Source organism: Campylobacter concisus, assembly GCF_003048375.1.
In the GTDB taxonomy this organism is placed as follows: Bacteria; Campylobacterota; Campylobacteria; order Campylobacterales; family Campylobacteraceae; genus Campylobacter_A; species Campylobacter_A concisus_T.
Genome location: NZ_CP021642.1, coordinates 1,724,910 through 1,746,725 on the forward strand (window position 1 = coordinate 1,724,910; position 21,816 = coordinate 1,746,725).

The following is a 21,816-nucleotide window of genomic DNA, read 5'->3' on the forward strand; positions in this document are numbered from 1 at the left end:
TTACTCCTTGCTTTTTGATTGCATTAAAATTTTGATGATTATAGCTCCTATTATAGCTTGTGCGAGGCTTGCTAGGATGAAAGATGAGTAAGAATAGTCACTTATCTCGCCTGATTTGTGTGCGATAGTAGCAACTGCGATCAAAAGAGTGAGCGGCATAGACTGCGAAACTGAAAATAAAAATATCCCTCTAAAGCCAAGCTTGCCCAAAAAGAGCAAACTAGATACAACTCTCGTGCCAAGCATCGCTAAAAATATAAAAATAGCATCCTTTATCACTTCGCTAGATCCTAGGCTTGAAAGCTTAAAGGTCGAGCCTATGTGGATGAAAAATATCGGCACCAAAAAGCCAAATCCAAAGCTTGAAAGCTTGTGCGGCAAGTCCTTTTTGTGATCGAAAAATGTCGTGATAAACATACCTGCGATAAACGCGCCAAAGGCGACCTCTAAATTTAGATAGAGCATCAAGGCTATCATCGTGAAAAATACCGCGATGCAAAGCCTGATGTCCTTCTCGTCCTTGTCGTAGTGTGGCATGAGCACCACTTTAAGCCCCGGATACCACCAAAAAAGCACGTCCAAAATTTTAAAACTAAGCACGCTGATAGCCAAAAATAGGATCAAATAGCCAATCGTTAGCCATAAATTTATGCTCGCTCCAAACTGCAAGTAAGCAGCGGTAAAGGTTAGAAGTGTGATGCTTAAAAGCTCGCCGATAGTTGCTATTAGCATGCTTAAATTTAGCCACTCTTGCTGCTTGCCATACTCCTTAAATAGCGTAAATATCATGCCAACGGCCATTATCGGGATGATGATGATGTAAAGCAGGCTAAGCTCAAGTCCTAGCGTCAAGGCCGTGGCTAGAGCGTAGATGAGCGCTAGATAGATGAGCCCAAGGCGCAAAATTTTACGGTCGATGTTTATTAGCATCCTAAGGTCGATCTCCATGCCAGCTAGAAACATCAAAAAGAAAAAGCCAACTTCGCTGATGAGCTTAAACATCTCGTTTTCGCCGACAACTCCAATGTAGCCAGCAACCGCTCCAAGTAGTATCTCAGCAGGTGCGACTGGAATGCGTAAAATTTTAGAAATATAAGGCGAAGCAAAGACGATAAATGCCAAAACGACAAGGATGCTAAGCTCGCTTGCTTGGTGTAACTGCAAAAAGATCCTTAAAATAAAAATGCCTGATTGTATAAAAAGCTTTGTTATTTTTTGATTAAGCTAAGCGAAATTTGGGCAAAATGGCGGCTATTTTTAAAAATTTGGAGTGAAATTTTATGCGTAAATTTGGCCTTTTTGTTTTGCTGTTTTTTGGTGTCTTTTCTTTGGCAGATGAGCCAAATTTAGTTGAGAGTTTTAGGTTTGATGGGAGCACATTTTATAAAAAGCAAGTGGTTAAAGATGAGAGCTTTTACTTTTTAAAAAATGAAAATATGGACGAGCACTTTGCCTCGTTTAAGGTAAAATTTGACAAAGATATTAAGACAAAAAGCGAGCTAGAGGAGCTAAAAAAGGCTCTTAAGCAAGATAAAAATGTGCTTTTTAGCGAAGAAAATGATCAAATTTTAGCTCTTATAAAAGATGAAACTAAGAGCAAAAATATAGAAATAATCCACTTTTTGCTTAAAAAAGATGGAGTTTTGATGCTTTCGTATGAGAGAATTTACGATCCACAAACATCAGCAGATGCGCTCAAACCTGTGCTTTTAAGCGAAGCTAGAAATTTTATGCTGCAGATGCCAAAGGTAGAAGCTAGATAGAGAGGTGTATGTGACGGCGCTACGCACTGCATGCGATTGTATATCGGTAAGCCTCAGTAAATTTTAAAATTTCATGAGCGAGTAATTTCGGCTCTAAAATTTGAGCTAAGCTGAAAGCGAAGCCAAATTTTAGTAGTCAATTCTTGTGAGTGAGTGAAATTTTAAAATTTGCAAAGACAGCTTGACTAAATTTGTAAATTTCTTTTTATTCAAAAGGGAGACAAGGGGACTTGAATTTTGCTTCGCAGGCTCGCAACTGCGGGGCAGACACGAAGCCATCCCCTTATCTCCCTTTAGATCCCTCAATCCCCTCGCACGTTCAAGGGGCATGCAATCGTGCTAAAGCACTGCATGCGTTTTGTTTTAAAAAATTTATAGCAAATTTTAAAATTAGAGCTGGCATATCACGGCTCTAAATTTAGTGCTAAACGTAGTGCAGCCTAAATTTAGTAGTCTGCTAAGGCGAGCGAGTAAAGTTTTAAAATTTGCAAAATAGCTTTTTAGAAATTTAAAGTTTTGTTTCTTTGTTAAGGGGGAAGAAGCTTGAATTACGGTCTGCTTGCAGTTGCGAGCTTGCGAAGCAAAGAAGGCTCCCTTCCCCCTTAACAATCCCCTAACCACGACAACGTTAGAAGTGGCATGCGTCAGTGCTGAAGCACTGCATGCGGCTTGCTTCTAAGAAATTTCTAACAAATTTTAAAATTTCATGAACGAGTAATTTCGGCTCTAAAATTTGAGCTAAACAATAAGCGAAGCCAAATTTTAGTAGCCAATTCTTGCGAGTGAATGGAATTTTAAAATTTGCAAAATGGCATAAATAAAGCTATTTTTATTACACACCTTAAAAACCTCACAAATTTTTACCAAGCAAAATGCCAAAATAGCTTGCAAGCAGGCAAAGGCTAAGGTTTAAAAATATATTTAAAAAGCCTTTTATGAGTTCGCCTTCTAGTAAAAATTTAACGCTATCAAGGCTAAAGCTTGAAAATGTGGTAAAGCCGCCAAGTATGCCAACGACTAAGAAAACCCTCACGCTTTGGCTTAAATTTAAGCAAAATAAAACGCCGATAATGAAGCTGCCAAGCACATTTACACCAAGCGTGGCTAGCGGAAAGTGACTAAATTTTAGCAGCTCGCCAGCTAAAAACCTGCACCCAGCTCCGATAAAGCCCCCAAGCCCTGCAAAAAGCAAATTTACAAGCATTAGTGGCAGATGCTTGCAAAGCTAAAACCGCGCTTTGTAAGCTCCTCGATGTCCTTGCTCGCCTTCTCGCCCTTTGCGGTGAGGTAGTCGCCTATCACGATCGCATCTGCGCCATTTTCAAAGATCTCGTACTGCCTCTCGCCCAAAATCTTCTCCCTGCCGCCAGCTATCATGACCCTAGTTTCTGGCAGCGCGCTTTTGGTCTCACGCACGATTTTTAGGGCTTCATCCGCGCTAAGAGGTGGCTGAACAAGGCGCAGGGCGTCACTTTTTATGAAAAAATTTATAGGCGACGAAAATGGCTCAAGCTCTTTTAAGCTAGCTCTAAAGCTCACCCTGTCTGCCTCGCTCTCGCCAACGCCATAAATGCCGCCAGTGCAAAGCATTAGCCCAGCCCTTTTTGCGTCTAAATTTGTCTGAAATCTCTCGTCCCAAGAGTGCGTTGTGCAGATTTTGGGGAAATATTCGCGGCTTGTTTCAAGGTTGTGATTGTAGCTAAAAACGCCAGCATTTTTGAGCTCACAAAGCTGCTCGTAAGTCGCCATGCCGTTACATGCGATGAGCATCAAATTTGGCACTTCTTTGCTCACGGCGCGCGCCAAAGAAGCGATGTAGTCGGTCTTTTTGTCATTTAGCCTGGCGCCACTTGTGACTAAACAAAAGCCAAGAGCGTGGTTTTTATAAGCCATTTTGGCCTCGTCCACCACCTGCTGCACGCTTTTTTCTTTAAATTTCGTGATATCAGCGCCAGTTTTGGCACTTTGCGTGCAATAAGCGCAGTCTTCACCGCAGTTTCCCTGTGTGACAGAGCATATCGCACAAAGCATGATAGTCTTCATTTCTGATCCTTTTTTTGGGGCGTATTATAGCTTTGGTAGGTTTAAAATTTAAGTAGAGTGGCTTGAATTTATGAGAAATAGGTAAATTTAAATGTTTATTCCTTTGTTAAGGGGGAAGAGGCTTGAATTACGAAGTCGCTCCCTTCCCCCTTAACAATCCCCTAACCCCGACGACGTTAGAAGTGCATGCGATAGCGTTTTGCGCCGCATGCGTCATTTATGCCAGACAAACTCGCACAAATTTTAAAATTTCATGAGCGAGTAATTTCGGCTCTGATTTTATGGAAGTATCATACAAAAATCAGTAGTCAATTCTTGCGAGTGAGTGAAAATTTAAAATTTGCAAAAACTATTTTTTAGAAATTTAAAGTTTTACTTTTCTTGTAAATTTCCGCTCTCTCCTTTAAAAGACCTGTTTTTAAATTTGGCAAAGCGCTAAGCTCGTCAAAAAGTCCAAAAAGTGCGTGCTGCGGCGGCAGGCTAAGGTGGGTGAGGGATTTTAGAGATAAGATAGGCGAGTAGTCCTTGCTTTTTAGCCTAGCCACCAAGATCACAAGGCTGGTTAGCCCAGGCATCTGGCGTAAAAACTCTAGGCTTTCTATGTGGATAAATTTAGGCGAAAGTCCGTCGCCACTGATCTCTAAGCTCTTTAAATTTTGCAAATTTGAAAGCGCAGAGTAGTCACTTATCTTTTGAAAATTCTCCACCGCAAGGCTTTCAAGCCCAGTAAGTGTCGCGATCGGTGCGATGCTATTTACACTAGCACCAGAGCCGATAAAAAGGCTCTTTAGACTAGAAAGACTTGCTAGCGCATCAAGGCTCTCATACGAGCCCCATTTGATATGAAGGCTCTTTAAATTTCTTTGGCAGCACACCGCGTCAAAGAGCTCTTGAGGCATTTTGGTGCAAAAGCTAAGCTCGTCAAATGCGTCCTGCTCGCTTCTTAAAAAGTCGCACCACTCATCAAGCACCGCTCTTTTTTGCTTGGCGGTTTTATACTGCGGCGTGAAGCTATCTCCTAGCTGCGTGCAGTTTATCACAAGGCTCTTTTGCCCTTTATACTGGCTAACTTCTATGATGGTTTCAGGCATTTAAGGTCCAAATTTATAAGCCAAATTTAGGCTCAAAAGCTCAAATTTGGCTAGAAATTTTAATTTTCAGAGATAAGTGTCTTTTTCTTGCACTTTGTACACTCTATAAATGTGCCTTTTTTAAGCTCTTTTTTGATCATATCGCTACCGCATTCATCGCATTTTTGTGCGACTGGCTCGTAGTTTGAGATGAAGTCGCATTTTGGATAGTTGGCACATCCATAAAATTTACCGCGCCTGCTAAATCTCTCAACGATCTCGCCGCCACATTTTGGACATGGCACGTCAAGTTTTTTGAGCTCGCGTTTTGGCTTAGCTGCCGTTGCAGTGCCAGTTTCTGCGCTCTTTTCATTATCTTTTGCGACGTTTCTTGAGTATTTGCATTTTGGGAAATTTGAGCAAGCGATAAACTCGCCATATCTGCCCTTTCTAAGCACTAGCTCGCTTCCACACTCTGGGCATTTCTCGCCGATCGGAGTGGCTGTTTTTAGGCTTTTTATGCCAGTTTTGCCAGCGCTTATTTTTTCCATAAATGGATAGTAAAAGTCGCTTAGCACCTTTTGCCAGTCAGCCTTGTCAAGTGCGATCTCATCGAGCTTTTCTTCAAGATGCGAGGTAAATTCGCTATCGACGATGTTGCTAAAGTGCTCCTCCAAAACGCCTATCATGCTAAATGCGATCTCGTTTGGTATGAGCTGCTTTTTCTCGATCCTTACGTAGTCTCTTGATGTTAGCAGCGAGATGGTCGGTGCGTATGTGCTTGGGCGGCCGATGCCTAGGCTCTCTAGCTTTTTAACAAGGCCAGCTTCAGAGTATCTGGCTGGTGGCTCGGTGAAGTTTTGCGTGCTTTTTATGCTTTGCAAGCTCATCTCGTCGCCCTTTTTTAAGTTTGGCAAAATTTTATCCTTATCAAGCTCGCCATAAACCTTGTAAAAGCCGTCAAATAGCACTTTTCTGCCACTTATCTTAAACTCGCCTTTTTCGCTTGCTACATAGACGTTTTGCGTTTGGCTCACACATGCGCTCATTTGGCAGGCTAAAAATCTATTGTAGATGAGTGTGTAGAGTTTGAGCGCGTCTTTTTCTAAAAATTTAGCGGCGATTTGTGGTGTGAAGTTTAAATTTGTAGGGCGAATCGCTTCGTGGGCTTCTTGCGCGCCTTTTGAGCTTGTCGTGTAGCTTATCGCTTTGGCTGGCAGATACTCTTTGCCATAGTTTTGCAGGATATGCTCTCTAGCGGCTGCGACGGCCTCTTTGGCTAAATTTAAGCTGTCCGTTCTCATGTAAGTGATCGCACCCATGAAGCCCTCGTTTGTTTGCACGCCCTCATAGAGGCTTTGCGCGATCATCATTGTCTTTTTAGGGCTAAAGCCAAGGCGGTTGCTCGCACTTTGCTGAAGTGTTGAGGTCATAAATGGCGGGCTTGGCTGGATCTTTCTATCCTTGCTCTCGATCTCACGGACGCTAAATTTCTCATTTTGTAAATTTTCAATGATGTATTTTGCGCGGTCTGGATTTTGGATGGTTAGCTTTTCGATCTTTTGATTTTCAAATTTAACTAGCTCGGCGTCTAGATCTTTTTTAAAAACGGTGTCAATGGTGTAGTATTCGACTGGTTTAAACGCCTGGATTTCACGCTCGCGGTCAACTATTATCTTTAGCGCTGCACTTTGCACACGTCCAGCGCTTAAGCCTTTTTGTATCTTTAAATTTAAAAGTGGGCTTAGCTTGTAGCCAACAATGCGGTCAAGTAAGCGCCTTGTTTGCTGGGCATTGACGCTGTTCATATCGACGTGTCTTGGGCTTTTTAGAGCGTTTTGTATGGCGCTTTTGGTGATCTCGTGAAAGACGATGCGAGGCAGACTTGTTGGCTCTTTGCCGATGGCATTTGCGATGTGAAATGCGATCGCCTCACCCTCTCTATCCTCATCGGTCGCGAGATAAATTTCATCTGCACCCTTAGCAAGCTCTTTTATCTCTTTTACGATGGCGGAGTGATCGCTGCTGATGCGATACTCTGGGGTAAATTTATCATCCTCTATCTTGATGCCAAAGCTCGTTTTTGGCAGGTCTCTGATGTGGCCTTTTGAGGCGATGACGTTGTAGCTTTTGTCTAAGAAATTTTTGATAGTCTTTGCTTTTGCGGGAGATTCCACGATGATTAAGCTTTTCATTTATATATAGCCTTTAAATTTTTTGGCGTAATTGTAGCAGAAATAATTTTTTAGAGTGTAACATGTGAAAAATTTTTAGGTGAACGCGATTTTTGTTTTTTATAAAAAATTTTATACATAGCTCTAAACTTTTTTAAAAACCGATCGATATAGTTTTCGTGCGACATGAAGTCGTAACTTAAAACATAAAAGGATTTACAATGAGTTTTCGTATTAACACAAACGTAAACGCACTTAACACACACGCTAACGCAGTTAGCAACAACGTTGACCTATCTAAGTCACTTAACAAACTTAGTTCTGGTCTTAGAATTCAAACAGCTGCAGATGACGCTTCAGGTCTATCTATCGCAGATAGCTTAAGAAGCCAAGCTTCAGCTCTAGGTCAAGCTATTGCAAATGGTAATGATGCTATTGGTATCATTCAAGTTGCCGACAAAGCTATGGACGAGCAGCTAAAAATTCTTGATACTATCAAGACTAAAGCTACTCAATCAGCTCAAGACGGCCAAACAACTCAATCACGCCAAGCATTGCAAGCTGATATCGTTCGTCTAATGGAGGAGCTTGACAATATCGGTAACACTACTTCATTTAACGGTCAGCAACTACTAAACGGAACATTTACAAACAAAGAGTTCCAAATAGGCGCTTACTCAAACCAAACTGTTAAAGCAAGTATTGGTGCGACTACATCTGATAAGATCGGTCTTACACGTTTTGAGAGTTCAAAACTACTTACTGCTATGGGTGAAGTAAAACTTAAATTCTTAAACGTTGATGGCGTAAACGATGTAGGTGTTACATCTGCTGTTGTTTCAACTGGTATCGGTAAAGGCCTTGGTGCACTAGCAGAAAATATCAACAAAGTTGCTGATAAAACTGGTGTTAGAGCAACAGCTGATGTTACTTGGAGAGCAAGTGCCTCTATCGCTGGTGGTCAAATCAAGTCTTTAACAATAAATGGTGTTAAAATAGGTGACTTAGAAGTTCAAAAAAATGATGCTAATGGCGCACTAGTAAATGCTATCAATGCCGTAAAAGATCAAACAGGCGTTGAAGCTTCAGTTGATGCTGAAAGCGGCAAAATGGTCTTAACAAGCCGTGATGGTCGTGCTATTGTTGCAACTGGAAAAGATATCTCAAAAGGTCTTGGTAGTAAAGGTGTAGCTGGCAAAGGCACAGCTATTAGTGGCTTTGTTGGAAGACTAAACCTAGTTCGCCTTGATGGTAGAGATATCAAGCTAGATGCTGGCGGCGTTGCAAAACTATCAGTAGCATTCTCAGCAAATGGTGGCGCTCAACAATCTATCTCTTTAAGAGATGTAAGAGGCCAAATAAAAGGTGAATTGGCAACAGCTATGGGCTTCCAAAGAATGAGTGGAGCTTTAACAGTAAATCAATCTGCAGGTGTTATGACACTTCGCGGTGCGATGGCTGTTATGAGTATCGCTGAGTCAGCTCAAAAAACACTTGATCAAGTTCGTTCAGACCTTGGTTCAGTTCAAAACCAACTTCAAGCTACAGTTAATAACATAACTGTAACTCAAGTTAACGTAAAATCAGCAGAATCACAAATCAGGGACGTAGATTTTGCTAGCGAGTCTGCAACATTCTCAAAACATAACATCCTAGCTCAATCAGGTGCTTATGCTATGAGTCAAGCAAACAGCGTTCAACAAAACGTAATGAAGCTACTACAATAGTAGGAGTTGAGTGAAGTTTCCTTGAAAACGTAATGAAACTTCTACAATAACGTAGCTAGTTAAATTAAGTTTTAAATAGGGCTTTGTTGCAGTAGCAAAGCCCTAATGTGTTAATGCTTTTACAATACGCAAACCCCCAGCCCCAAAGCTAGTCTTTGGGGTTTTCTAATTCAAAAAAATAAAAAGTTAAAATTACAGTTGTTGTTTTTAATTGGCTTCTTAAAGGGTTTGTATCTTTAAATTTAAATATTAATAACATTTGTAGAAGCAAATAAATTTGATAGAAATTTGCAAGTAAAAATTTACTTGCAAATTTATCTATATACTTAGTTTGAAATTCTCTTTTGCGTTTCCTATCTCATTTTTAGTTATTAGCTTTCTCTTTTTTAGCTCAGCAACAAGTGGCTTTGAAGCTTTTTTGGTTACTTCTATATCAGCATTGAGCCCGCCCGCTGCAGAGAACATCCAGTACTTGTGCATCTCGACCCACTCGAGTAGTTTATTTACTTTTTGAATCTTAGTATCACTAGGAGCTACTGAAATTTTAGCAAGCTCAAGCTCTTGATAATAAACTGAAATTTGTATGACATTTTCTATATATTTTTGATAACTTTTTTTTGCAATTGTATCTTTGAGCCTATCTATTTTTTTAGTTATTTTAAGAAGCTCATTAAAATGCTTTTCGGTTATTTTATTTTCATTGTTTAGTTTGAGTAGCTTATCTATGCTAGGCACTACGTCTAAAAAGACTTTTTCTATTTGATGCTTGACTTGGCTTTGGATTTTTACCTTTGTCTTTATTACTTCATAGGCTTTTAGTAAATTTTTATTTATAGTCGTTTCACTATCTTTTCTGATGTTAGGTAGCGTCTTTACCTTTTTGCCTTTGCAAAGCTCTTCCATAACATCTAAAAATGGTCTTTCTGTGGTTCCTTCTATTCTAGCACCGCCTTCTGTGCAATTATAAGACTTAATGCTTTCCAAACTTGATTGGGCGATATCATTTTCAAACTGATTTTTGAATAATGTCCAGACATATGTTGTTCTAACCTCTCCAACTCCTCCATAAGCCTTAACATATAAATTCTCATCAGCTCGCGCAAAAGCATGTCCTTTTGCATGGCTTGCACCATCTTTTCCAAAAGCCAAGTCTTGTCCTATAAAAACAATGTTTTTGTGACCTAAAACATAAGCTAGCTGATAAGCCATATTGGCACAACTATGTCCAATGCCCAAATATCCATATCTTTTTATACCAAACATTTGTTCTTCTTGTTGAGGTCTCATGGTTAAAACTAGCCTTCTTGGTAGGATATTTTTTATAGTTTGTTTGTGTGTAACAGAAGCCACAACAAAATATATATCTTTATCAATATTTGGATGCACTTTCTCAAAAAAAGTTGAAGTCGGCAATACTCTTTCCATAGATATTACATAATCCGGAGCAATATCATGCTTTGCAAGGATTGGGTAAGAAGCATCAACACTTATAATAGTAGCGTATGGTGCAAATTCTTTAAGCGTTTTAAGCTGTTTATCAAGACTCGGGCCAGTTGAGACTATAATAGCTGTATCCATAAGACCATATCTTTTTTTAACAAGGCTAGTATAGCAGTAATTTTTAATCATAGATGCTAAATTTTCACAGTTTTGCCTTGTGCCAAGCAAAAGATCATCAATACTATTGCCATGAGACACTACTATCTGAGAAAATGCTCTTGTAATCTCTTTATTTATCCTTATATAATCTTCTTCATATTGATCATAAAAAGGCGCATGAACCTTGAGATCGTAAGTCTTGGCATACGAATTTAGCTTAGCTTCTGTCACTAGGTAATAAAAATGCGTATATGTTGCAAATTTTGAGTAAAAAAGTATTATCTGTCCGCTTGCTAGCTCATTTGAAAGATCAACGACATTTAAAACAAGATATATAATTTCGATCTCTGGTTCTATAACTACGATTTTTTGATGAGTTTCATTTTTTGCTAATGCTTTATAAAGTATGCCATTGCCCAGACCATAAAAAAATAACATCGGATAACGCTTATAGCCCTTCTCTATGTCTTCAAGTAGTTTTAGTATATCAGTATCTGGATTATCATATATATATTTAAAAGTATGTTTGTTTATTAAATTTATATCAATAGGGTCTTTTCCTATAAAGATTTCGTAATCTTTATTGCCAACAATAGACCAAAGCCTAGCAGCTAAAATTTCATCTTGCTGAAAAAGTGCTTGAAGATTTTTTTGAAAGATTAGATTTTCTATATTTGTTATATTACTTTCAAGTACTTTTCGCTTTGAATTATCTGTTTTTTTATTTTTAGATACCTCAAGGTCATCTAGTTTATAAACTTTGTTTTCATCACTCATATCAGATCCTCCTTTGTTATCCTCTCGCTAAATTTTATATCTCTTTTTGCTTTTTTGCCGATCAGCTCTTTTAGAAATTTAGGGTGCAAGCCATATCCTGGGCGCACGCTCCTTATATTTTGCTCGCTAAAAATTTCACCTTTTTTTATATCTGCACTTGCATAAAGTGAGCGTGAAAATCTCCTGTTTAAAACCGCTTTTTCATCTAGCTCGTAGTTTATTTTGCCTAAAAGCTCCTCGGCCTCTCTAACGCACTTTGTCATAAGAGCAAATTCGCTCTCATCAAGGCTAAATGCGCTATCAACGCTTTTTACGCTTTTATCAAGTATAAAATGTTTTTCAATTATCCTAGCTCCAAGACTAACCGCCACAACTGGGGCTGTCACACCTAAAGTGTGATCTGAAAAGCCAACCTCAACGCCAAATTTCTCTCTCATATCTGCAATGGTTTGCAAATTCATACCATTTAGCGGCGCTGGATAGCTTGAGGTGCATTTTAAAAGGGCGATGTCGCTATTGCCTGCATTTTTGCAAATTTGCACCACATCTCTTATCTCTTCTTCGTAGGCTATGCCAGTTGAGATGATGATGGGCTTGCCTTTTTTGGCTACAAACTCTACAAAATCATAATCCGTCACTTCAAAGCTTGCGATCTTATAAGCTGGCGGGTTAAACTGCTCTAAGAAGTTGGCATCATCCTTGCAAAATGGGCTTGAAAAGCAGACAAGCCCCTCCTCTTTTGCCACTTTAAAAAGCTCAGCATGCCACTCTTTTGGCGTTAGTGCCTCTTGGTAAAGCTCGTAAAAATTTCGCCCGTCCCAAAGTCCGCCCTTTATGACAAAGTCATCTAGGTGCGAATTTAGAGTCAAACTATCAGGTGTATATGTCTGAAGCTTTATCGCGTCAGCTCCAGCGCGCTTGGCCGCCTTTATCGTATCTACCGCCGTTTTTAGGCTACCGCTGTGATTAGCAGAGAGCTCTGCTATTATAAAGACCTTTTTGTCTGTATCAAAATTTCCTATTTTCATCCACTAGTCCGTTTCATTTTTAAGCTCAAGATAGCTAAATTCATCATCTTTTGCGTAAATTTTAAAGCCAAAATTTTCATAAAGTGCAAGCGCTTTTTCGTTGTTATTATAAGCTTTTGCCTTTAGCGAGCCAACTTTTAATGTAAAAAACGCGTACTCTTTTATGAGATCAAGCAGCTTTTTACCCGCTCCTTTTAGCTCTGGGTTTTTATAAACGCCAAATTCACAACTCTCTTTCGTGATATCGACAAAGCTCACCACTCCGATAAATTCACCCTCATCTTTTACTAAAAAATAGATCTTATCTTGAATGCTCTTTAATCTCTCTAAAAAAGCAAAATGCTCCTCTTTGCCAACGCTTTTGTTTTTCATAAATTTGGCTATACGCTCGTCGTTTCGCCACTTTAAGACCATCAGTTTTTGCTCGCCACTAAGCGAGGTAAAATTTATAAGCTCAAGCAAATTTCATCTCCCCAGTAAGCTTCATACCCATTTTCTTTGAGCCAAGCAAAGATCTCTTTTTGATTGTCTGCTACGCAAATGGCTTTAAATTTAGCTCCTAAAACATAAGCTTCATTTACAAGCGAGCTTGCTGTTATGATGAGCATTTTGGCTTCGTTCATGAGCTTTGCTACATTTTTACTATCTACAAAAAGGCTAAAATTTTCGTTTTTACTAGATATCTCTTTTAGAACGCTTAAGTTTTTATTTCCGCTAGTTGTTATGACGGCTGTTTTTAGCCCTTTTAAGAGCAATTTTTCTGAAATTTTAGCGCTTAGCCCTGAGATATCAGTGCCTCCAAGAATGATAGCATAGTCGTAAATTTTCTCCCTTTTTACCTGCGCTTCTTCATAAAACTCATCTCTAACTAGCAAAAACTCGCTCCCGCAAAATACCTCACAGCTTTTTTCTACCAGCCCCTCGTATCTTGCCTTTTTCGCATATAAATTTACGTTTAAAATGTAGTCTGTAAAATGTTTCTCGTAAGTGTCGTCAAATGATAAAATTTTAATGCCAGTTTTTTCTTTTATAGCTCTTTCATCTTCAAAGCTAAAGCCGTAGTGATCGATAATGAGAAGCTCAAATTTATTATCTTTTATAAGTTCACAAAGCTCATCTATCTCGCCACTTGTTAAGCTAAATTTAGTGTAGCTTATCTCATCAAAAATGTCACCTTCAAGCCTTAAAGATGCAAATGAGATGTTATTAAATTTTTTAGCAAGCAAAAGGTCTCGCCTGATGTGCCCATGGCCTATCTTGCTGCTACTATCAGCGCGAACGAGCGTTTTTAGCAAGGGGAGTCCTTTAAATTCTTTCAATCAGATCTTTCCATTATTTATCAAGTAAAGCTTCTTAGCAAACTCAAAATCCTCTAGCGTGTCGATATCGCAGACTAAATTTCTTGGCAGTAAATATGCCTTTGAGTGTGGCGCAAACAAAGCACTGCACTCTAGCCAAGCCTCTTTTTTGCCAAAATAAAATGCTCCAGCGTCATGAAACGCAGGCTCAAGATCTTGCGAGCGTGTCCTTTCAAACTGCGGGTAAAACATGCTAACTCTAGCATTTTCATCAAGTTTTATCGCCCTTTGTATAGGAAAATCAAACGCAGTTGCTGAAAATAAAAATTTACACTCCTGCTTTTTAAACTCTCCTGCGGCCTCTTTTAAAATTTCAGCCCTTACAAGCGGTGCTGTGGCATAAAGGCAGCAGACATCACTAAAGCCAGAATTTACGCGCCTTATCGCGTCTTTTATCACATCAGTGCTTGTCGCGTAGTCATCGCTTAGGTTTGCATCTCTAAAAAATGGCACGCTAGCTCCAAATTCTCTAGCCACATTTGCGATCATTTCATCATCAGTGCTTACTATTACTTCTTTAAAAACTTTAGAATTTAGCGCAGCCTCGATGCTATATGCGATTAAGGGCTTGCCTAAAAAGTCTTTGATGTTTTTGCCAGGTATTCTCTTGCTGCCGCCTCTTGCTGGGATAATGCAGATCATTTTTACTCGCTAAAGCTTTTTAGCACGTTAAATAGCGTGCTTGCGACAAATTTAGCATCATCCGCGCTCATGCCATGGTGGCATGGGATGCTAAGCTCGGCACTATAAAATTTCTCCGCATTTGGCAGTGAAATTTCGCCAAGTAGTGCTTTATAAAAGCTAAATTTATATGATGGCTTATAATGCACCTGCACGCCAACGCCCTTTTGTAAGAGTGCTTCAAAAATTTGCTCTTTTTTGTCCCAAAATTTCTCATCCAAAAGCACAGGATATAGGTGCCTTGAGCTAGTTGTATTTGCTGGGATTTTTATGGTTTTAAAATACTCACACCCGCTAAATTTCTCATCATAAAATTTAGCTATCTCATTTCTTTTGGCGATAAAGCCGTCCAGCCTTTTTAGCTGGCTAAGCCCCAAAGCGCAGGCTACGTCTGTGATCCTGTAGTTGTATCCAAGTAGGCTCATGTCGCTATCCCAAAGCTTTGTTTTGGCGATGCCGTGGCTTCTATATAGCCTTGCAAGTCTTGCGAGCTCGTCGTCGTTTGTAGCAAGTGCGCCGCCCTCAAGTGTGGTGATAGGCTTTACTGGGTGAAAGCTAAATATGCTAATATCAGCCTTAACGCCCACTTTTACGCCGTTTTGCACGCTACCAAGGGCATGAGAGGCGTCATCTATCACTTTTATGTCGTGTTTTTTGGCTAAATTTATGATCTTATCTAGCTCCACTGGATTGCCACCGTAATCAACCGCAGTTATAACCTTTGTTCTTGGTATGATAAGAGCTGGAATTTTCTCTTCATCGATGTTGCCATTTGCTTTTATGTCGCAAAATTTGACCTGCGCTCCTGCCATCAAAGCCGCATTTGCAGTGGCTGCAAAGGTGATGGGCGTCGTGATCACTTCATTACCGTCCTTTACACCAAGGCAAAGATAGGCTACGTGAAGGGCCGAAGTGGCTGAGTTCATAACGACAACATGCTTTACGCCAACATATTTTGCTAGCTCCTCTTCAAAGCTACTAACCTTTTGGCCACCTGTTAAGATGTCATCTTTTAAGGCATCTGTGACTGCCTTTATGTCCTCTTCTGTGATCTGCTGACGGCTGTAAGGGATCATTTAGCATCTCCTATCATCTCAAGAAGACCTGCTCTATCGAGCCAAATTTTATTTGTATTCGAGCTATATTCAAAGTCCTCGCTCACTGGTTTGCCCTTTTGATGAAGGGCATTTGTCGAGAAGTCTTGCGCTGTTAAAAACTGAATAGACGGACTAATAACGTAGTAATCATCAAATTCGTATGTAAGATGCGCGTCATCTCTTGATATCATCATCTCATGCATCTTTTCGCCTGGGCGAATGCCTATGATCTTGACGCCAAGGTCTGGTGCAAGGGCTTTTGCGAGATCTACCATCGTCATTGATGGGATCTTTGGTATGAAAATTTCGCCGCCTTTCATCCTCTCAAAGTTTTTAAGGACGAAATTTACGCCTTGTTCAAGCGTGATCCAAAACCTAGTCATCTTCTCATGCGTGATAGGAAGCTCTTTTTCTCCTTGTGCGATCAGCTTTTTAAAGAGCGGTACGACTGATCCGCGAGAACCAACGACATTTCCATATCTTACGACGCTAAATCTTGTTTTTTTGTCTCCAACAATGTTATTCGCAGCGACAAAGAGCTTGTCACTGGCTAGCTTTGTAGCTCCATATAAATTTACAGGGTTGCACGCTTTGTCAGTTGAGAGTGCGATCACTTTGCTAACGCCGCACTCCAAAGAGGCGTCGATGACGTTTTGAGCTCCGTCAATGTTTGTTTTGATGCACTCCATTGGGTTGTATTCTGCGATTGGTACGTGTTTCATCGCAGCTGCGTGGATGACGTAGTCTATGCCGTTCATCGCAGTTCTTAAGCGCTTATAGTCCCTCACGTCGCCGATAAAAAAACGCATGGCCTTGTCTTTAAAGACCTGGGCCATTTCGTATTGTTTTAGCTCATCGCGCGAGTAGATAACTAGCCTTTTTGGCTTATATTTTTTTAACAAAATTTCGGTGTATTTTTTACCAAAACTTCCTGTTCCGCCGGTGATCAATATCGATTTGTTGTTAAACATTTTGCGCCTTTTTGCTAGTCATTTTTTGATTTATAAATGGCTAATTTGAATTATTTTTTATAATTTTTTAAGCAAAAGCTGTGCCAAATTTAAAATTTGTTTATCAAAGCTTCGCTCTTTCTAGCTTCTATTTCGTCAAAATTTCGTTATTGTTTAGGGTTTTTATAAAAAGTGGGAGATAAATTTAGCCTTTGCAAAGTCGCAAAGGCATGAAAATTACTTCAAAATTCTAGGCAGCGTGATGCCTTCTTGGGCTTGGTATTTGCCGTTTTTATCAGCATAAGTCACCTCGCAAGGCTCATCACCCTCGATAAATAGCACCTGTGCGATGCCCTCGTTTGCATAAATTTTCGCAGGTAACGGCGTCGTGTTTGAGATCTCTATCGTGATATGCCCCTTGAATCCAGGCTCAAAAGGCGTCACATTTACGATAATGCCACACCTTGCGTATGTGCTCTTGCCAAGGCAGATCGCTAGCACGTTATCAGGCATGTTAAAGTACTCGATCGTGCGCGCTAAAGCAAAAGAATTTGGCGGCACGATGCAGACATCGCCCTTAAAATCGACCACATTTTTCTCATCAAAATTCTTTGGATCAACGACGGTTCCGCCGATGTTTGTGAAAATTTTAAACTCATCGCCCACTCGGATATCATAGCCATAGCTAGAAACGCCGTAGCTAACGACACCACGCCCCACTTGCTCCTCGGCAAATGGCACGATCATATTTTTCTCAACCGACATTTTCCTTATCCAAGAGTCTGATTTTAAACCCATTTTTGCTCCTTTTTTGGGGCGATTATAACGCTTTGCGTCTTTAAAGTAAATTTAATGGCATCTTGCAATAAATTTTGAGAAAATCAGTATAATTTTGAGAGAAAAATTTAATAAAGGACAAAAATGCAAGAGAGAAACGCTGAAATTTTCACAGGAGAACGCGCGATGTTTGGGGCAAAGGGGATAAATTTTACTAACTGCATCTTTGAAGATGGCGAATCACCGCTAAAACACAGCTCAAATTTAAAGCTAAATGAGTGCGTTTTTGCCTACAAATATCCACTTTGGTACGCAAGCGACATCACGCTAAATGGCGGATACTTAGAGCCTCTAGCAAGGGCTGGCATGTGGTACAGCACAAATTTAAGCTTCAAAGATGTGGTCATAAATGCGCCAAAAAGCTTTAGAAAAAGCTCGCAAATTTCACTTGAAAATATAAATTTCTCAGACGCTGCCGAGACACTTTGGGGATGTGCGGACGTGAAGATAAAAAACGTCTTTGCAAAAGGGGATTACTTCGGGGCAAATAGCGAAAATTTAGAGGTTGATGGGCTAAATTTAGACGGTAACTACTGCTTTGATAGTTGCAAAAACCTTCGCATCACAAACTCGAAGCTCATCTCAAAAGACGCCTTTTGGAACTGCGAAAACGTGGTCGCACAAAACTGCCTAATCTCAGGCGAATACCTAGCCTGGAACGCAAAAAATGTGACGCTCATAAACTGCACGATAAAGAGCTTGCAAGCACTTTGCTACGTGGAAAATTTGGTCGTAAAAGATTGCATTTTTATGGATACAAGCCTTGCTTTTGAGTATTCAAGCGTCAATGTAAGCACAAAAAGCAGCATAAAAAGTGTGAAAAATCCAAAAAGTGGCGTCATAAGAGCTGGCAAGATAGATGAGATCATCATAGATGGCAGCTTAGTTGATGCAAGTAAGATAGAGATCATCACGGATGAAATTTAGGCAAATTTTAAAGAAATAACATGCAAAATGAAAAATTTAGAGCAAAATTTAGTATAAAAAACGATGCTAAATTTAAAAAGCTACTACGCGAGGTCTCGAGCGTCGTCTATAAAAAGAATAAATTTGTATTTTTAATGAGAGTGATTTAACTGCCATTTGCTGCGCTATTCGGAGTAGCTTTGGTTGTGCTTTTTGACATTTTTGAGAACGATTTAATAGTTATTTCAGACATGACCAACGTCTCTTTTTTGGCAATAAATTTAGCCATTGTTCTTTGTGTAGGCATAGTCTTGCTCTATATTTATACGACTATAATTAAACCAGTTTTATTTACTAGAGCCATTTACTCAAAAATCGATGTTTAGCGCGAACAAGAGATCGTTATATATGATGATGAGGTCTTGTTTGTCACAGCGACAAGCACGGTTCATTTTTCATATGGTGCGTTTCTTGGGACTTGCGAAACTGATGATTTTGTAGCTTTGGTCTTAAAAGAAGGCTCATTCTTATATATCCCAAAAGAGTCGCTAAATGAAAAAGTGCAAGAAATTTTGGAATTTCTTGAGGAAAAAATAGGCTGAATTTAGTAAAAATTTTTAGGCATTATGAATTTCTCTAAAAACATAGATATTATTGCTTTAGTGATACCAAATATTATTTTTGCCAATAAAAATATAGAGATAGTCAAGGATGAAAATTTGATTTGTTTTTGAAAAATCATTTGCTACACAACTTAAATTTCTAAAACCGAAATAGCTCGCTAATAAAAAATCTTATAAATTTCGTAAAATTTAATAGCTTTTATCCTAAGTAGTAGTAAAATAGTTACACTTTTTTGATCGGAAATGAAATGAAATTTAAAGATTTTAAAGAAAAAAACAGTAGCAACTATGATTTTTTCGCAGCTGATGAGATGAGCTATAAAGAATTTGTACAACTAAGCTTTAAAGAGTTTTTAGCTAAAGACAACTGCTCAAAATGGCAGCTTGACATAGATGATAAAAGGTTTAACTCATTTCCAAATTTCACCCAAAAACATCAAATTTGCATATCGAATTTAGACTATGAAGATAATGTTTTTCAGTTTAGAATTTGCTCTGAAAACAACGTCTCAAGCCTTGGCTACCGCATGTTTACGAGCTTTGATAGCGCACATAAAGACTTTGTCACAGACGATATCAAGCACTCTGATGAGGTTATGATGAGCCTAAAACTTGGTGAGCTTAAAGAGTTCCCTTGCATATCAAAATGCGGCTGGTGGATCAAAGATATCTGGCGAGACATGTATCCTATCTTGGACGAGACTAGCAGCGAGGACTTTGTGGCTGGCATTATAAAAAACGAATTTACCAAAAAGATGACCGAGATAAATGAATGCCTAAAAAACGCTCAAGATAGCGGCAAGCTTGACGAAATTATTGCTAAACTAAAAGATAAAATCAACTAAATTTAGAAATTTCCACCCACTGCACACGAGCTAGCTGGATATGAAGTAAGTCCGTAGTCAGCTGACTCAACGTTATAAAAGTCTAAATTTGCACTTCGCGAGATGATATACTCAAAGCCTTTTTGATTTAGTTCGATCAAAATTTCAAGCTCCGTATCTCTTTTGCAGACTATGCTTTCAAAAAAGTGAGAGAAGAAAGAAATTTTGGCATTTTCTTTTTGCATTGAGTGATTTAGCATGAGCTCCATGTTACTAAAAATTTTAAATATAGTTTGATTTGTCTCAAATTTACCAAACCTTGCGTAATAATTTTGCAAATTTGCATCATTTAGCACGATATTTTTAGTGCAGTTTTTTGTAATCTGCTCGTAGATAAGACCAAAGAGTTCGATCGAAGCATTTTGATTATCCATTACTCTATTTGCGTGATTTGTAACAACTACAAAGCCATCTTTTATCTCGTATTTTTCATTTTTATAATAAAAGCTAACATTTGCCACCTCTTGCTCGAAACGCTTTTTATAAGAAAAAGGCAAATAGTTTAAAACGCCCATTTTATCGATAATAGCTGAGCTTCTTACGCCACCATCTAGCTCGTGCTGCATGAAGTATCTTATGAAGCTGCCTTGCTCTATGTCAAAGCTGTTTAAATACTCGATCTTATCAAGATAGATGCATCGGTAGAGCTTCACAAATTCTGGATTTAGCCTAACATTTATCTCATCTTGTAGCTCGCCATATTTATCAGTTTGCTCTGCGTCTATAAATTCGATGATATTCATCTGCTTTTCGATCTTATCTTTTACAAAGATCGAAATTTTCACGTCTTGCATTTCGTAAAAGCACTTTATCGTATCTGTGGCACTTTTTGTGATATCTGTCTTAAATTTCTTAGCAAGCTCTGCTTTTTTAAGCGTGAGCGAAAAGTCGCCATTTTTTAGCTTGTTTTGTGAGTATAAAAGATAGAGCAGCTGCTCATAGACCATTAGATGTGAGTAGGTTAAAAAGGTATTGTCCACTACAATTACGTAGTAGCAACGCGTTATAGAGTACCTTTTGTTGTTTTGCAAAAATTCATCGTAAATTTTTAATTTGCTTGGGGATTTACATACCTTAAAAACATCGTATGATTCTAAAAATATATTTTCCATTACTACCCCTTTTTACCTTTGCAAAAATATTACATAACTATTCTTTAAGCTAATTTGAATTTATAAGCTAGCTAATAAAAATAATTTTATGAAAACTAATATTAATTTAATTAAATATAACTTAATTATATAAAATATTTTTATATAAATATATTTTTATTTACAAAATTTTATTTTATAAAGTAAAACTTAGCTATAAAAATATATTTTTTAAACTAAATTTAATAAATATAGTTATATTATTTTTCTCAGATAAGCATGCTTGTAGTTGAAAATTTACAAATTGGGAGCTCAAAATGGAATTTCTAATTTTGACGCTATTTCTGATTAGTGGGCTTATCTTATACATAAAGCCACAAATGAAGAAAATAGCAACGTCCTGTATGGCTTTGGGGTGCGTAATACTAGTTGCACTAGAATTTTACGTAAATTTATGGGTAGTCTTGCCAATAGGCAACTTTTAGGAGGGCAAGATGCAAACAAAACAAAACGAAATCCCAGCAAACGAACAAGGCTTTTTCAACCTTATGTCACTGGCCATCACTGCTCTTGTGGCACTTCCAGTTGGTATCGCCTGCTTAGTACTTGGCTTTGGGCTAGGTGATAACCCTTGCGTAATGTGCTGGGCCGAGAGGATCACGATGATAGCTATTAGCCTAATAGCGCTTTTTATCATCAGGTACGGACTAAAGCCTAGCTATCTAGCAGCACTTTTACTAATGGCTTGCTGGGGCATATTTAATGGCTTTATCCACTACAGCCTTGATGGGACATTTGGCGGCTATCTTGACATCAAACAAGGTTTTGGCCTTGAAATTTTAGGTGCCCACACTCAGTTTTGGGTTATGGTTGTTGATTTTTGCGTGATCATATTTTTGGCTTTTATATTTTTGTTTAGCAAAAATTTGGGCCTTATAATGCAAAAAAGCTCAAATGGCGAATATGGCAACTTTCTAAGCTACTTACCACTTGGCAAATTTGCAAATTTAGTCTTTATCGTGATCATCCTTGCAAACTGCGTTCAAGCCTTTATAGCTTCTGGTCCACCACCATATCTAGGATCTAGCACACCGCCTAGAATAAGCCTTGATCCTTCAAAATGGTTCTGGGAGAAAGACCACTGGGATAGCTCGCTTAACTTTAGATTTGACTGGAACCCTGAGCTTCCAGACCTAGCAAAGTAAGGA

21 protein-coding genes are annotated in these 21,816 nt (G+C 38.9%); 7 read left to right on the forward strand and 14 right to left on the reverse strand.

What is annotated here, in order from left to right:
- Positions 1–1,164, reverse strand: a complete 1,164-nt coding sequence (locus CCS77_RS08590) for a cation:proton antiporter (protein ID WP_002940802.1) — start codon at positions 1,162–1,164, stop codon at positions 1–3.
- 116 nt (positions 1,165–1,280) lie between these two features.
- On the opposite strand from CCS77_RS08590, the gene CCS77_RS08595 reads away from it, so the two are divergent.
- On the forward strand, positions 1,281–1,763 hold the full coding sequence (locus tag CCS77_RS08595; protein ID WP_107917149.1) for a hypothetical protein: 483 nt from the start codon (positions 1,281–1,283) through the stop codon (positions 1,761–1,763).
- 850 nt (positions 1,764–2,613) lie between these two features.
- Here the strand turns inward: CCS77_RS08595 and crcB are convergent.
- The 4 genes from crcB to topA all read right to left on the reverse strand — a co-directional run bounded on the left by crcB (position 2,614) and on the right by topA (position 7,071).
- Entirely contained in the window at positions 2,614–2,967 is a 354-nt protein-coding gene (gene crcB, locus CCS77_RS08600; RefSeq protein WP_103581463.1) for a fluoride efflux transporter CrcB, read from the reverse strand.
- Positions 2,967–3,806 carry a biotin synthase gene (locus CCS77_RS08605; protein ID WP_107917150.1) on the reverse strand — a complete coding sequence of 280 codons (840 nt, stop codon included), beginning with the start codon at positions 3,804–3,806 and terminating at the stop codon, positions 2,967–2,969. The genes crcB and CCS77_RS08605 overlap by 1 nt, the downstream gene beginning before the upstream one ends.
- Before the next feature lie 356 nt (positions 3,807–4,162).
- Positions 4,163–4,897, reverse strand: coding sequence for a hypothetical protein (locus CCS77_RS08610; RefSeq protein WP_107917151.1), 735 nt, complete (start codon positions 4,895–4,897; stop codon positions 4,163–4,165).
- A gap of 59 nt (positions 4,898–4,956) precedes the next feature.
- Positions 4,957–7,071 carry a type I DNA topoisomerase gene (topA, locus tag CCS77_RS08615; protein ID WP_103610653.1) on the reverse strand — a complete coding sequence of 705 codons (2,115 nt, stop codon included), beginning with the start codon at positions 7,069–7,071 and terminating at the stop codon, positions 4,957–4,959.
- Positions 7,072–7,271: 200 nt separating this feature from the next.
- Between topA and CCS77_RS08620 the strand changes: the two genes are divergently transcribed.
- Positions 7,272–8,777 carry a flagellin B gene (locus CCS77_RS08620; protein WP_107917152.1) on the forward strand — a complete coding sequence of 502 codons (1,506 nt, stop codon included), beginning with the start codon at positions 7,272–7,274 and terminating at the stop codon, positions 8,775–8,777.
- A 318-nt stretch (positions 8,778–9,095) separates the two neighbouring features.
- Here CCS77_RS08620 and CCS77_RS08625 read toward each other — a convergent pair whose 3' ends face one another.
- The 8 genes from CCS77_RS08625 to dcd form a co-directional block, all read right to left on the reverse strand.
- Positions 9,096–11,153 (reverse strand): motility associated factor glycosyltransferase family protein, encoded by a 2,058-nt coding sequence (locus CCS77_RS08625; RefSeq protein ID WP_107917153.1) that lies wholly within the window; start codon positions 11,151–11,153, stop codon positions 9,096–9,098.
- Positions 11,150–12,181 carry a pseudaminic acid synthase gene (gene pseI / locus CCS77_RS08630; RefSeq protein ID WP_107917154.1) on the reverse strand — a complete coding sequence of 344 codons (1,032 nt, stop codon included), beginning with the start codon at positions 12,179–12,181 and terminating at the stop codon, positions 11,150–11,152. The genes CCS77_RS08625 and pseI overlap by 4 nt, the downstream gene beginning before the upstream one ends.
- A 3-nt stretch (positions 12,182–12,184) precedes the next feature.
- The gene (pseH, locus tag CCS77_RS08635; protein WP_107917155.1) at positions 12,185–12,643 is read right to left on the reverse strand and encodes a UDP-4-amino-4,6-dideoxy-N-acetyl-beta-L-altrosamine N-acetyltransferase; all 459 of its coding nucleotides are present in this window, start codon (positions 12,641–12,643) and stop codon (positions 12,185–12,187) included.
- The gene (pseG, locus tag CCS77_RS08640; RefSeq protein ID WP_107917156.1) at positions 12,628–13,500 is read right to left on the reverse strand and encodes a UDP-2,4-diacetamido-2,4,6-trideoxy-beta-L-altropyranose hydrolase; all 873 of its coding nucleotides are present in this window, start codon (positions 13,498–13,500) and stop codon (positions 12,628–12,630) included. The genes pseH and pseG overlap by 16 nt, the downstream gene beginning before the upstream one ends.
- On the reverse strand, positions 13,501–14,181 hold the full coding sequence (gene pseF, locus CCS77_RS08645; protein ID WP_107917157.1) for a pseudaminic acid cytidylyltransferase: 681 nt from the start codon (positions 14,179–14,181) through the stop codon (positions 13,501–13,503).
- Between the two features lie 2 nt (positions 14,182–14,183).
- A complete protein-coding gene (gene pseC, locus CCS77_RS08650) occupies positions 14,184–15,296 on the reverse strand; it encodes a UDP-4-amino-4,6-dideoxy-N-acetyl-beta-L-altrosamine transaminase (RefSeq protein WP_107917158.1) in 1,113 nt (370 codons plus the stop codon).
- Entirely contained in the window at positions 15,293–16,288 is a 996-nt protein-coding gene (pseB, locus tag CCS77_RS08655; protein WP_002940035.1) for a UDP-N-acetylglucosamine 4,6-dehydratase (inverting), read from the reverse strand. The genes pseC and pseB overlap by 4 nt, the downstream gene beginning before the upstream one ends.
- 216 nt (positions 16,289–16,504) lie before the next feature.
- Complete coding sequence (dcd, locus tag CCS77_RS08660) at positions 16,505–17,065, reverse strand: dCTP deaminase (protein ID WP_021091674.1); 561 nt, start codon at positions 17,063–17,065, stop codon at positions 16,505–16,507.
- 123 nt (positions 17,066–17,188) lie between these two features.
- Here dcd and CCS77_RS08665 point away from each other — a divergent pair, with 123 nt between their 5' ends.
- The 4 genes from CCS77_RS08665 to CCS77_RS08675 all read left to right on the forward strand — a co-directional run bounded on the left by CCS77_RS08665 (position 17,189) and on the right by CCS77_RS08675 (position 19,478).
- Positions 17,189–18,031, forward strand: coding sequence for a DUF3737 family protein (locus tag CCS77_RS08665; protein ID WP_107917159.1), 843 nt, complete (start codon positions 17,189–17,191; stop codon positions 18,029–18,031).
- Between the two features lie 20 nt (positions 18,032–18,051).
- Entirely contained in the window at positions 18,052–18,180 is a 129-nt protein-coding gene (locus tag CCS77_RS10745; protein WP_256372117.1) for a hypothetical protein, read from the forward strand.
- Positions 18,181–18,414: 234 nt separating this feature from the next.
- A complete protein-coding gene (locus CCS77_RS10530; RefSeq protein WP_256372126.1) occupies positions 18,415–18,612 on the forward strand; it encodes a YcxB family protein in 198 nt (65 codons plus the stop codon).
- Positions 18,613–18,881: 269 nt separating this feature from the next.
- Complete coding sequence (locus CCS77_RS08675) at positions 18,882–19,478, forward strand: effector protein (protein ID WP_107917160.1); 597 nt, start codon at positions 18,882–18,884, stop codon at positions 19,476–19,478.
- A gap of 2 nt (positions 19,479–19,480) precedes the next feature.
- Here CCS77_RS08675 and CCS77_RS08680 read toward each other — a convergent pair whose 3' ends face one another.
- Positions 19,481–20,629: a hypothetical protein gene (locus CCS77_RS08680; protein ID WP_107917161.1), complete on the reverse strand. Its 1,149-nt coding sequence runs from the start codon at positions 20,627–20,629 to the stop codon at positions 19,481–19,483.
- A 473-nt stretch (positions 20,630–21,102) separates the two neighbouring features.
- Here CCS77_RS08680 and CCS77_RS08685 point away from each other — a divergent pair, with 473 nt between their 5' ends.
- Complete coding sequence (locus CCS77_RS08685) at positions 21,103–21,813, forward strand: disulfide bond formation protein B (protein WP_107917162.1); 711 nt, start codon at positions 21,103–21,105, stop codon at positions 21,811–21,813.
- Positions 21,814–21,816: the final 3 nt, after the last annotated feature.